7 protein-coding genes are annotated in these 12,873 nt (G+C 74.1%); 4 read left to right on the top strand and 3 right to left on the bottom strand.

Annotated elements, in window-relative coordinates; all coding sequences use genetic code 11:
* Positions 1-31 precede the first annotated feature (31 nt).
* The 4 genes from M6G08_RS31650 to M6G08_RS31635 all read left to right on the top strand — a co-directional run bounded on the left by M6G08_RS31650 (position 32) and on the right by M6G08_RS31635 (position 8,097).
* On the top strand, positions 32-727 hold the full coding sequence (locus tag M6G08_RS31650) for a GntR family transcriptional regulator (protein ID WP_272590563.1): 696 nt from the start codon (positions 32-34) through the stop codon (positions 725-727).
* A gap of 138 nt (positions 728-865) precedes the next feature.
* Positions 866-2,392, top strand: a complete 1,527-nt coding sequence (locus M6G08_RS31645; protein ID WP_272590562.1) for a hypothetical protein — start codon at positions 866-868, stop codon at positions 2,390-2,392.
* A gap of 82 nt (positions 2,393-2,474) precedes the next feature.
* Positions 2,475-3,356, top strand: coding sequence for a hypothetical protein (locus tag M6G08_RS31640; RefSeq protein WP_073730741.1), 882 nt, complete (start codon positions 2,475-2,477; stop codon positions 3,354-3,356).
* A gap of 67 nt (positions 3,357-3,423) precedes the next feature.
* A complete protein-coding gene (locus M6G08_RS31635) occupies positions 3,424-8,097 on the top strand; it encodes a hypothetical protein (RefSeq protein WP_272590561.1) in 4,674 nt (1,557 codons plus the stop codon).
* On the opposite strand, the gene M6G08_RS31630 is transcribed toward M6G08_RS31635, so the two are convergent.
* Genes M6G08_RS31630 through M6G08_RS31620 form a run of 3 tightly spaced genes read right to left on the bottom strand, consistent with a single transcriptional unit; the run spans position 8,094 to position 12,872 of the window.
* Positions 8,094-9,227 carry an aromatic ring-hydroxylating oxygenase subunit alpha gene (locus M6G08_RS31630; RefSeq protein ID WP_272590560.1) on the bottom strand — a complete coding sequence of 378 codons (1,134 nt, stop codon included), beginning with the start codon at positions 9,225-9,227 and terminating at the stop codon, positions 8,094-8,096. The genes M6G08_RS31635 and M6G08_RS31630 overlap by 4 nt on opposite strands.
* Positions 9,224-10,393 (bottom strand): N-methyl-L-tryptophan oxidase, encoded by a 1,170-nt coding sequence (gene solA / locus M6G08_RS31625; protein ID WP_272590559.1) that lies wholly within the window; start codon positions 10,391-10,393, stop codon positions 9,224-9,226. Before solA ends, M6G08_RS31630 begins: the two co-directional genes overlap by 4 nt.
* 58 nt (positions 10,394-10,451) lie before the next feature.
* Positions 10,452-12,872: a GcvT family protein gene (locus tag M6G08_RS31620; protein WP_272590558.1), complete on the bottom strand. Its 2,421-nt coding sequence runs from the start codon at positions 12,870-12,872 to the stop codon at positions 10,452-10,454.
* Between the last annotated feature and the right edge of the window lies 1 nt (position 12,873).

Below are 12,873 nucleotides of genomic sequence, written 5' to 3'. Positions count from 1 at the left end.
TCGTTCTGACATCTGCGATTGAATTCCGGGCATGGCAGAGCAGTTGACGGGACTGGCGGACGACCGCGCCCTCCTCGGGCGGACCAGTACCGCGGAGCGGGTCTCGGACATCCTCAGGAGCCGGATCGCCGACGGCTACTTCCCGCCCGGCACCCGCTTGTCGGAGGACAGCATCGGTGGTGCGCTCGGGGTCTCCCGCAACACCCTGCGTGAGTCGTTCCGGCTGCTCACGCACGAACGCCTGCTCGTCCACGAGCTGAACCGGGGCGTCTTCGTCCGGGTCCTGACCGTCGAGGACGTCGAGGACATCTACCGCACCCGGACCCTCGTCGAGTGCGCCGTCGTCCGCGGCCTGGGAGACCCGCCGTACGCCCTGGACGGGCTCGCCGAGGCGGTCGAGGACGGGCGCCGCTCTGCCCGCGAAGGTGACTGGAAAGGGGTGGGTACGGCCAACATCCACTTCCACCGGGAACTGGTGGCCCTCGCCGGCAGCGAACGCACCGACGAGCTGATGCGCAGCGTCTTCGCCGAACTGCGCCTCGCCTTCCACGTCGTGGACGACCCGCGGCGCCTGCACGAGCCCTACATCGCGCGCAACGCGGAGCTCCTCGACACCCTGCGGACCGGCGAACGCGAGCAGGCCGCGCGACTGCTCGCCGTCTACCTCGAGAACTCGCTGGAGCGGGTCGTGGAGGTCTACCTGCGGCGGGTCGGGGACGAGGGCTAGCCGCCCGGGGCGGGGCTCGCGGCCCGGCGGTTCCGGGCCGCCCGCGGCCGGGTCCGGGCCGCCCGCGCCGTTCTGGCGCGTCGGGGCGCATCTGTGCCGTTTGGGTCGTTGTCAGACCGAGGACCTAGTCTGTGCACCGTGACTTCGCCTGCATCGACGGACAGCGTTCCGCCCCAGCTCAGCGCGGGGCCGCGCCCCGCACCGGGCCCGGCCGCCGACGAGGGACTGGCGCGGCGGCTGCGCGCGCTCGCCTGCACGGCCCCGCTGCACGACCTCGACGCGCGCAAGGCCAACCTCGCGGGTGAGTACTCGGTGTACGGCATGGCGGAGGTCGCCCTGGCCGCCATCGACCTGGTCACGCTCAACATGGACTTCGACACGGGCGCCGACCACGACCAGATCGTGGCCCGGCTGATCCCGCGCGTCGCCGCCCAGGCACCGGCGCGGCCCGCCGCCGAGCACGAGCGGGTGGCCCGCTGGGTCCTGGAGAACCTGATCAACGTCGGCAGCGTCGACCGCGGCTTCCGCGCGGTGTACGGCACCTTCGGCCCGGACGGCACCTATGTCCGCCGCGACTACGACTTCAAGCTCCTGGAGGAGGTCCCCGGCCCCGGCGGCACCGTCTATCTGCGCACCACCGACGAGGCGGTCAACGTCCTCGTCGGCGCCCTGGACACCGACGTCACCAGCGCCCAGATCGCCGCCGAGGTCAAGCTGGAGGTGCTGATCAGCCGCGGCCGGCTCGCCGACGCCCAGCTCGCCGCCGAACAGGCCCGGTACCGGACCGTGCAGTACTCGGAAACCCTGCGCAAGGCCCTGGACGCCACCCGGCGCAACGTCCGCGCGGTGGACTGGCTCACCGCCGTCCCCGACATGATCGCCGAGGCCCTGGACCACGTCGCCGACCGGTACCGCCACGAGAACGCGATCCTCACCAACATCCGCAAGGCCCGCGACGAGTCCGAGGACCCCGAGCACAAGCGCCGCGCCGCCGAGCTCGTCGACATCGTCAAGGACTGCATCCGCCGCCACACCCAGCTCCAGTCGCGCCTCCTGGAGGCGGGCCCGCTCTTCCGCGCCGAGCAGGACCGGCAGGCCTTCGGCACCCACCCGACGACCTCGGGCCTGGACCTGTACGGCCACCTCGTCGCCCCCGTGCTGCCGCTGCCCCTGGAGCAGGCACTCCGCGCCACGGACGCCTTCTTCGCCCGCGGCACCGGTCTGCGCACCCCGGTCTCCGTCCGGGTCGGCGACCTCGTCGACATACTGCTGACCCCGCCCGTGGAGCGGGAGCACCTGGGCGCCGAGATGCCGGAACCCGACCTGATCGCCACCCCGGACGACAGCCGCTTCAGCGAGGAGCAGCTCGCCGCCGCCATGGAGCTCCTCGACCTGCCGCACGACGCACCCCGCCGGCTGTCCGGACTGCTGGCCGACGCCCGTGCCCAGGATCCCGAACTGCCCTACCTCGTCGCCCTGCTGGCCGTCCACGCGGCCAGCCCGCCGGTCGGCACCGCCTACCGGCAGGGCGAGCCCAAGCTGCTGTTCGCCGTGGACGACGGCACCGAGCTGGACGACCCCGAGTTCGGCGGCGCCGACCTCGTCGTCGGCACGGCGCTGCTGGACGCGGCCGGAATGGCCGCCGACCGCACGGAGGCGGCATGAGAACACGTCGCCGGTCCCGCCCCCGGCCCCCGGAACACCACCACCAGCACAGCCGGCACCAGCACAACGAGGAGAACCGACCGTGACCGAGCACGTCGACCGGAGCGAACCGGAAGCGGGCCCCGCGCAGGCCACCGCGGCCGTCACGCCCGCCGACGCCGCCGACGCGGCGCGGCTCGTCGCCTTCGGCCTCCAGCCCAAGCTGCTCCCCGCCCGCGACCAGGAGTACGCCGACCTGCTGCGCCGCTACCGCGAGGACCCGCCCTTCGCCCGCCTCGCCGACGCCGTGGCCGCCGGCCTCGGGCTCGTCGTCCTGGAGGTGTCCCCGCGCGCGGGGATGGCCGTCACCGCCGCCGAGGACTCGGTGTTCGCCGTCCGCATGGGCGACTACGCGCGTCGCGCCGCCACCGACTCCGGCGACCGCTTCCTGCACGGCCTCGCCCACCTCGCCGTCGCCGCCATGGCCTTCCCGCGCCCCGAGGACCTCGCCGACGACGGCTACATCGGCCGCGTCACGGTCAACGGAGTGGACGCCTTCGTCCGCCAGGCCTGCCGCCGCCTGGAGGAACGCGCGGAGGAACAGGGCGAGAACACCGACCCGGCCACCGACGCGCCCGGTCTGGAGGCCGCCTGGCGGATCTGGGCCCGACGCAGCTCGACCGGTGCCACCAAGGACGCCCGCAGACTCCCCGGCTCCACCACCGGCATCGTCGGCAAGGCCGCCGCCTTCCTCACCGAGTCCGGCTTCCTCCAGCGCACCGGCGACGACAACGGCGGCACGTACCGCACCACCGCCCGCTACCAACTCCAGGTACGGGACATGGCGGGCAGCGCCGCCATGGCCGAACTGCTGGAACTGGGCATCGTCCCGGTCACCGACGGCACGGCGACACTGCTGCCCGCCGACGAGACGGACGACCTGGAGCTCGTGGCCGACGCCGGGCTGCCCTTCCACGGCTCCTGACCACCCATCCCGCTCACCGCCCGCGTCCTCACTTTCCCGACTACCCGAAGACTTACGAGAGTCCGCCATGTACGAGCTGTCCCGGGTCCGCCTCTACTCGATCGGACCCGCCGGTGCGCGCTACGCCGACACCGTGCTTGACCTGCGCGGTGTGGGCGAGCCCGTGCCCGACCCCGCCCCCACGCAGGCGGAGTTCTTCGAGGAGGAGCCGGTCGGCCCGCCGCGCCGGCCCGCGCCCGCCGGCGTGCTGTTCCTGGAGAACGGCGGCGGCAAGTCCGTGCTGCTCAAGCTGATCTTCTCGGTGATGCTGCCGGGCCACCGCAACACCCTGGGCGGCGCCAGCTCCGGCGTGCTGCGCAAGTTCCTCCTCGCCGACGACTGCGGACACGTGGCCCTGGAGTGGCAGCACGTGCAGACCGGCGAGTGCGTCGTCGTCGGCAAGGTCAGCGAGTGGCGCGGGCGCCAGGTCTCCAACGACCCGAGGAAGTTCGCCGAGGCCTGGTACTCCTTCCGGCCCGGCCCCGGACTGACCCTGGACAACCTGCCCGTCGCCGAGGCCACCGCCGTCCGCCCGCCCGTGGAGGGCGTCTCCGGCGCCCAGGGACGCCGGCGCACCATGAAGGGTTTCCGGGACGCCATCACGGAGGCCTCGAAGGCATACCCGCACCTGGAGGTGCACTGGGAGGAGATCCACGACCGCTGGATCGATCACCTCGGCGACCTCGGCCTCGACCCCGAACTCTTCCGCTACCAGCGCGAGATGAACGCCGACGAGGGCGAGGCCGCAGGCCTCTTCGCGGTCAAGAAGGACTCCGACTTCACCGACCTCCTGCTGCGCGCCGTCACCGACACCCGCGACACCGACGGACTCGCCGACCTGGTCGGAGGCTTCGGCAACAAGCTGGGCCGCCGCGCCGAACTGATCGCCGAACGCGACTTCACCGCCGGTTCCGTCGACCTCCTCGGACGGATCGTCGAGGCCACCGACGCCCGCGCCCGCGCCCGCGACATCCACACCGCCGCCGAACGCCGGACCAGGACCCTCGCGCGCCGGCTCGCCGCGCGCGGCGCCCGGGAGCGCGTCCGGGCCGGCGACCTCGCCCAGCGGGTCACCGCCGCCGCTTACTCCGTCACGCACGCCGAATCCGCCCGGGACCGCAGCGCCCTCGTCGCCGCCGAACTCGCCTACCGGCACGCCTCGCTGGCCCTGACCGCCGCCGAGAAGTCCGCCGCCGCGCAGAAGCGCGAACTCGCCGACGCCCGCACCCTGCACTCCGCCTGGCAGGCCGCCGAAGCCGTCCTGCGCCACCGCGCGGCAGCCGACCGCGTCGCCCGCGTGTCCGCCGCCATCCAGGAGGCAGAGCGGGACGCGGCCCCCGCGCTCGCCGCCCGCTCCAAGGCCGCCGTCGACCTCGTCCGCGCCTTGCACGCGGCGGCCGGCAAGGCCGAGCACCACGCCAACGAGGAAGAGGAGCGCTCCGCCGCCCTCCAGGAAGTCAGCGACGCCGCCCACCGGGACTCCACCACCGCCGCCACCGAGGCCCAGCGGGCCCGCAGCGAGGCCGGGCACCTGCGCCAGCGTCTCACCGAGGTCGAGCAGGAGACCGCCGAGGCGGTCCGCGCCGGCTGGCTCGACGACAGCGCACCCGACGCCGACCCCGCGCGGGCCGCCCTCGCGGCCAGTGACGCCGAGAAGACGACCGTCGAGGCGTGGGACGCCGCCCGGGAGGCGGCACGCCGGGCCACCGAGCACGCGCGCGAAGCCGCCGCCGCGGAGAGCCGCGCCGAACTGACGGCCGCCCGCGCGGCCGACGCGGCCACCGCGGCCGGGCACGCCCACGAGACCGAGCGCCGCACCGCCGAGTCGCTGGCGGCCGAGGAACGCCTCGCCGACCTGCTGGGCCTGGCCGCCGGTTCCCGCCCCGGCATCCCGCAGCCCCGGCAGGACACGGACGGCGGCGATCCGGCCACCGCACACCGCACGGCCGACGGGGCGCTGACCGCCGAAGAGCTCGACCGCTTCGCCGACGAACTGCGCGAGCTGCTCGACGACACCGTCTCCGCCGCCGAACGCCAGCTGTTCGACCTGCGCACCGCCGCCGCCGACGACTCCCGCATCCTCGGAGCCCTCGGTGACGGCGGACTGCTGCCGCCCGGCCCCGACGTGCTGGCCACCGTGGAGTTCCTGGGCGAGCACGGGATCCCCGCCCTGCCCGGCTGGCGCTACCTCGCCCAGGCCGTCGACCCCGCCGACCACGCGCGCGTGCTGGCCGCCCGGCCCGAGCTGGTCGACGGCGTGATCATCACCGACCCCGACTCGCACACCCGCGCCCGCGAGGTCCTCGGCGACGCGGCCCTGCTGCCGCGCTCCGCCGTCGCCGTCGGCACGGCAGCCGCCCTGCTCGCGCCCACCCCGGCCCCCGACTCCGGCACCGGCACCGGCGATGTGTTCCTCGTACCGCCGAACCCCGCCATGCACGACGAGCACGCCGCCGACGAGGAGCGGCAGGCGCTGCGCGCGCGGGCGACGGAGCGGGACGACGAGATCCGCACCCTCGCCGCCCGGCTCGGCAAGGACCGGGAGCTGGCGGCCCGGCTCGCCTCCTGGCGCACCGGCTGCCCCGCCGGACGCCTCGCCGAACTGGCCCGCACCGCCGAGGAGGCGCAGGCCTTCGCCGAGGAGACCGAGGCCGAGCTGACCGAGGCCCGCACCGCGCGGGCAGAGGCGGAGGAGAGCGCCGCCGAGGCCGTACGGGTGCGCGACGAACGGCAGGAGGCCGCGCAGAGGGCCCGCCGTGCCGCGGACGCCCTCGCCGGGCTCGCCTTCCGGCTGCGTGAGCGCGCCGGCTGGCAGGCCAGGCTCCGCGAACTGGCCGACGAGGGCACCGAGGCCGAGGCCCGCGCGCAGGCCTGCCTGGACCGGGCCCGCGCCGCCGACGAGGACCGCCGCGCCGCCCAGCGGGCCGCCGACGACGCCCGCCGCACCGCCCGCGCGCTGCGCGCCGAGCGGGCCGAGATCGCCGGCGCCCCCGACGACGTACCGGAAGAGGCGCCCGAGGACGGCTCGGGCGCGCCGAGGGCGAAGGCGAGCCTGCCCGACCTCCGCGAGGCCTACCGGGCCGCCTCCCAGGTGTACGAGAAGGTCGGTGTCGGCGCCGACCTGCGTGCCGAGCAGGCCCGCGCGGAGAGCGACGAGAGCGCCGCCCGTGCCGAACTGGACCGGCTCAGCAACAAGGTCCGCACCCGGGCCGCCCAGCTGCTGGAGTCGCCCGACGGCTCCGACGGACCCTCCCGGCAGGCCGCCGCCGCCCGCGCCGAGGAGCTGGTCCAGCTCCTGGAGACGCGGATGTCGCACGCGAGCGAGCAGCTCGGCCGACTGCGCGGCGAGGCCGAACGCCACGCACCCGAGGACGGCGACGCCCACACCGAACTCCCCGAGGAACTCCTGCCGCGCGACGCCGAACACGCCCAGACCCTGCTGCGCACCGCGACCGCCGAACTCGCCTCCCGCACCGAGGCGCTGTCCCAGGCGCGCGAGGCCCACGCCGAGCTGCTCGACGCCCACCGGGCCGCCGAGGACGCGGCCGGCGGCTTCGACGAGGTCGCCGCCCTGCTCCGCGACCTGCTGCGCGAGCACCCCGAGGAGGAGCAGGAGGAGCCGGAGCCCTACCCGGAGACCATGGAGCAGGCCCGCCGCGCCGCCGCCGAGGCCCGCCGCTCCCTGCGCGGCTGCGCCGCCGACCTGTCCGCCGCCGAGGCCGCCGTGCGCGAAGCGAGCGACGTCCTCGTCCGGCACGCCAACTCCACCCGGTACGAGCAGGTCCGCACCCCCGCCCGCCAGCAGATCCGCGAACTGCCCGCCTCCGCGCTGCCCGAGCACGCGGCCAAGTGGGCCGAGGCCTTCGCACCCCGCCTCCGCGTCCTCACCGACGAGCTGGCGCAGCTCGAACGCAACCGCGACTCGATCGTGGACCGGCTGCGCGGCCTGGTCGAGTCGGCCCTCGCCACCCTCCGTTCCGCCCAGCGGCTGTCCCGGCTGCCCGAAGGCCTCGGCGAGTGGTCCGGGCAGGAGTTCCTGCGCATCCGCTTCGAGGAACCCGACCAGGCCACCCTCACCGAGCGGCTCGGCGAGGTCGTCGACGACGCCACCCGCGCCGCCGTCAAGAAGAACTCCGACCTGCGCCGCGACGGCATGTCCCTGCTGCTGCGCGGTGTCGCCGCCGCTCTCCAGCCCAAGGGCGTCGCCGTCGAGATCCTCAAGCCCGACGCCGTACTGCGCGCCGAGCGCGTCCCCGTCGGGCAGATGGGAGACGTCTTCTCCGGCGGCCAACTGCTCACCGCGGCCATCGCCCTCTACTGCACGATGGCCGCGCTCCGCAGCAACGACCGGGGCCGTGACCGGCACCGGCACGCCGGCACCCTCTTCCTCGACAACCCCATCGGCCGCGCCAACGCCACCTACCTGCTGGAGCTCCAGCGGGCCGTCTCCGACGCGCTCGGCGTCCAGCTCCTGTACACCACCGGCCTCTTCGACACGACCGCGCTGGCCGAGTTCCCGCTCGTCATCCGGCTGCGCAACGACGCCGATCTCAGGGCGGGCCTGAAGTACATCAGCGTGGAGGAGCACCTGAGGCCGGGCCTGCCCCAGCCGGCCCCGTCCGGTGACGGCGAGGCCGAGACGGTGCACAGCGAGATCACGGCGACCCGTATGTACAAGCGTCCCGCCCAGTCGCCGGCCTAGGCCGGCGACTGCCCGCCGAGCCGTCCGAGCAGCCACGCGTGGAAGACCCCGATGTGGTGCTCGGTCGGCACCAGCACCCCGCCCGCGCGGTAGGCCCGGGACGACATCGCCGGCTGGGTCCGCTCGCAGGCCGCGAAGTCCTGGACGTTGACCCGGTGGAACAGCTCGACCGACTTCGACAGGTCGGCCCCGCGCGCCACGACCTCCGGCGCGTACAGCCAGTCGCACTCGACCACCGTGCGGTCCTCGGCCATCGGGAACATGCGGTGCAGGATCACGTGGTCCGGCACGAGGTTCACGAAGACCGTCGGCCGCACGGTGACGGCGTAGTAGCGCCGGTCCTGGCCGTCCGACACCTCGGGCAGCCTGCCGAAGCCCTCGCTGCCGTCGACCGTGAAGCCCCGCACCCCCTCGCCGAACTCGGCACCGTGGCCCACGTAGTACTGGGCCGCGTAACCGTCGGCGAACTCGGGCAGCACGTCGGTGAGTTCCGGGTGGATGGTCGCGCAGTGGTAGCACTCCATGAAGTTCTCGACGATCAGCTTCCAGTTGGCCCGCACGTCGTACGTCACCCGCCGGCCCAGTGCCAGTCGCTCCGTCCCGTACCGCTCGATCGCGGCCGGGTCCCCGAGCCGCTCGACGACCGCGCCCCGCACCGTCGCCTCGAAGGAGGGCGGCTCGTCGGCCAGGCACACCCAGGCGTAGCCCAGCCATTCGCGCAGCGCGACCTCGACCAGGCCGTACGCGGAACGGTCGACGTCCGGCATCTTCGTCAGGTTGGGCGCGGCCACCAGCCGGCCGTCGAGGTCGTAGGTCCAGGCGTGATAGGGGCACTGGAGGGTGCGCCGCACCTCGCCTGACTCCTCCAGGCACAGCCGGGCGCCACGGTGGCGGCAGATGTTGAGGAAGGCGCGCAGCCCACCGGTGCGGGTACGGGTGATGAGCACGCTCTCACCGCCGACCTGCACGGTGCGGAAGGCGCCGGGCCGTTCGAGGTCGGCGCCGCGCACCGCGCAGAACCACATCGCCTCGAAGACGTGCCGCTGCTCCCGGCGGAAGACCTCCGGGTCGGTGTAGTAGCGGCCCGGAAGCGTCGAGACGAGGCTGGGGGACTGGGGAGTCGTCGTCACGTGCGTGCTCCTCCGGTCGGCGCGGCGGTGAGGCGCGCGGGGTCGAAGAGGCCGATGGGGTGCGCGGTGGTGCCGGTCAGGGCCAGGTCGGCCAGGATCTCGCCGACCACGGGCACGAACTTGAAGCCGTGTCCGGAGAAACCGCAGGCGACGGTGACCGACTCGGGGTGCGCAGGGTGCCGGGCGATGACGAAGTGCTCGTCGGCGGTGGTGGTGTACATGCAGGTCGCGGCCTTGAGGAGGGTCCCGGGCAGGTCCGGGACGCGGGTGGACATGTGGTTGGCCATCTCCTCGACCTCGTGGTCGTGCACGGTGCGGTCGATGGTCTCCGGGGTGGTGGGCCGTCCCTTGCGGAAGAAGGCGACCTTCGCCCCGTGCCCGGGACCGTCGATGGCCGGAAATCCGTAGACCTGGACGCCGGCCGCGTCCTCCCAGACGTAGATGGGCTGGCGCCCGGGGCGGAAGGGGCGGACTCCGTTCTTCGGCTGGAACCAGTACATGACTTGGCGTTCGACCGTGAAGGGAACCTCCAGGTCGGTCAGCAGCCGGGGCGCCCAGGCGCCCGGGCACATCACCAGCTGCGCGGCGGTGTAGGTGTTGTCGGCGGTGTGCACCCGGACGCCGTCCCGGTACGGCTCCCAGCGCGTCATCGGTTCGTCGAAGTGCAGGTCGGCGCCCTGCCGGGTGGCGAGCTGGAGGTGGGCGGCGACCGTGTTCTCCGGGCGCAGCAGTCCCGCCTTGGCCTCGTACAGGGCGACCTCGTCGGCCGCGGGCGTGAGCGTGGGGAAGCGGCGGCGGATCTCCCGGGCGTCCAGCATCTCGTGCGGCAGGTCCCACTCGCGGGCCGAGCGCAGCGCGCCGGAGACGGTCCACGAGTCGGGCCGCCCGACCATCACGCCGCCGCACAGCAGGGCGATGTCCCGGCCGGTGTCCCGCTCCAGCTCCTCGTACAGCTCGTAGGCGCGCAGGAGCAGCGGCACGTAGGCCGGGTCCTCGAAGTACGACTGCCGGGTGATCCGGGAACCGCCGTGGCTGGAGCCGCGGTTGTGCACCGGGCCGAACTTCTCCAGTCCCAGCACGCGGGCGCCCCGCGCGGACAGGTGGTGCGCCGCGGCGCTGCCCATGCCGCCGAGGCCGATGACGATCACGTCGTAGGTGGGGGACAACGGGGGCCCTCCTAGCGATTCTGGTGTCCGGGGCTTGGCTTCCCGGTGTCCTGGCGGGCTAGCGGCGGATGCGGGTCATCCGCGGGTCGAACAGCGGCTCGTCGGCGACCGTGGCGGGCACCTTCTCGCCGAAGTACTCCACGTGCACGCCGGTTCCGGTGGCCAGGCCGGCCGGCAGCCAGGCGTAGGCGACGCAGCGGCCGAGGGTGTAGCCGTACGCGGCGCTGGTCACGTGGCCGACGGGCACGCCGTCGACGTGCACGGGCTCCTTGCCGAGTACCACGGCCGCCGGGTCGTCGAGGAGGAGGGGCGTGAGACGCCGGACGGGCTTCCCCTTGAGCTCCAGCGCCGCCTTGCCGGTGAAGTCGGGCTTGTCGCGGCGGACCGCGAAACCGACGCCCGCCTCGTACGGAGTGTGCTCGTCGGTCATGTCGGTGCCCCAGGCCCGGTACCCCTTCTCCAGACGCAGGGAGTTGAAGGCGGACCGCCCGGCCGCGATCACTCCGAGGTCCCGGCCGGCCTCCCACAGCGTGTCCCAGAGCCGGAGCCCGAGGTCGGCCGTGGTGTACAGCTCCCAGCCCAGTTCGCCGACGTAGCTCAGGCGCAGGGCCGTGACCGGGACGTGGCCGACGTACGTCTGCTTCGCTCGGAAGTAGCCGAACGCCTCGTGCGAGAAGTCGTCCGGGGTGAGCGGCTGGACGAGGTCGCGGGCGAGCGGCCCCCAGACGCCGACGCAGCAGGTGCCGGAGGTGACGTCCCTGATGTGGACGTCGGCGGGCGCGTGCCGGAGCAGGTGGTCGAGGTCGGCGGGGGAGTTGGCGCCGACCTGGAAGTGGTCGGGCGCGAGGCGGGCCACGGTGAGGTCGGAGCGGATGCCTCCGGTCTCGTCCAGCAGGAGGGTGTAGGTGACCGCTCCCGGCTTCTTGCGGAGGTTGTTGGTGGTCATGCCGTCGAGGAAGTCCAGGGCTCCGGGGCCGGTCACCTCCAGGCGGCGCAGCGGGGTCATGTCGTACAGCGCGACCTTCTCGCGGGTGGCCAGCGCCTCGGCCGCCGCGACGGGGGACCAGTGCCGGGCCGACCAGGCGTCGCGGGCGGGGAGCCGCAGGCCCTCGGCGAGGCCGGCGTTGGCCTCGTACCAGTGCGGGCGCTCCCAGCCGCCGCCCTCCAGGAAGTGGGCGCCGAGCTGCTGCTGCCGGGCGTGGAAGGGGCTCACTCGCAGCGGCCGCGGTCGGTCCATCGGCTGCAGCGGGTGCACGATGTCGTACACCTCGACGAACTGCTGTGAGCCGCGTTCACGGACGTATGCCGGTGAACGCTGTGCTTCCTCGAAGCGGGTGAGGTCGCACTCGTGCACGTCGATCTCGGGCCGTCCGTTCACCATCCACTCGGCGACGGCCTTGGCGACACCGGCCGAGTGGGTCACCCAGACGGCCTCCGCCAGCCAGAAGCCGCGCAGCGTGCGGGACTCGCCGAGGACGGGCATGCCGTCCGGGGTGAAGGAGAAGACGCCGTTGAAGCCGGACTCGATCCCGGTCCCGCGCAGGGCGGGCATCAGCCTGCGGCAGTCCTCCCAGCTCGGCCCCCAGTCCTCCGGGGTGAAGGGGTAGGAGGAGGGCATGTCCATGTTCCGGGAGCGGGCCTCGTCGTAGCCGGGGACGGCGAACGGGTCGACCGGCAGTGGCCGGTGGGCGTACGAGCCGATGCCGAGCCGGTCGTGGTGCTCGCGGAAGTACAGGTCGCGGTCCTGGAAGCGGAGGATCGGCTTCGAAGCCTCCGCCGTGGCGCCGCTCAGCTCCGGCAGCGGGCCGGTCCTCGCGTACTGGTGGGCGAGGGGTTGCAGGGGGACGTCGACCCCGGCCATGCGGCCGACGACCGGCCCCCAGAAACCGGCCGCGGAGACGACGTGGTCGGCGGGGAAGGTGCCCCGATCGGTGACCACGCCGGTGACCCTGCCGTCCTGCCGTTCGACGCCGGTGACCGTGTGCCGGTCCAGGAAGCGGGCGCCGCGCGCGGTGGCGCGGTCCAGTTGGGCGCGGGACGCGTGCAGGGCGTGGGCCAGGCCGTCGCCGGGGGTGTGGAAGCCGCCGAGGACCACCGACTCGTCGAGGAGGGGCCAGAGTTCCTTGCAGCGGGCGGGGCCGACCACCTCGCCGGCCACGCCCCAGGCGGCGGCGTGGCCGGCCCGGCGGTGCAGGTCGGCCAGGCGCTGCGGGGTGGTGGCCAGTTCCAGGCCGCCGATCTGCCGGAAGCACGGCTCGCCGTCCGCTTCGAGGGACGTGAACTTCTCGACGGTGTACTGGGCGAACGCGGTGAGGGTCTTGGAGGGGCTGGTCCGGAAGACCAGGCCGGGGGCATGGGACGTCGAGCCGCCGGGGGCGGGCAGGGGCCCCTGTTCGAGGACGGTGACGTCGGTCCAGCCGCGGGCGGTCAGCTCGTCGGCGAGTGAGCAGCCGACGATGCCGGCGCCGATGACCACCACG

The organism is Streptomyces sp. M92 (assembly GCF_028473745.1).
Taxonomy (GTDB): domain Bacteria; phylum Actinomycetota; class Actinomycetes; order Streptomycetales; family Streptomycetaceae; genus Streptomyces.
The sequence above is the reverse complement of the archived record's forward strand: the minus strand, read 5'-3'. Positions and strand labels throughout refer to the sequence as shown.

Coding starts and splice junctions, on each gene's coding strand:
- M6G08_RS31650 (WP_272590563.1), top strand. CDS start 32: ATGGCAGAGCAGTTGACGGGACTGGCGGACGACCGCGCCCTCCTCGGG.
- M6G08_RS31635 (WP_272590561.1), top strand. CDS start 3,424: ATGTACGAGCTGTCCCGGGTCCGCCTCTACTCGATCGGACCCGCCGGT.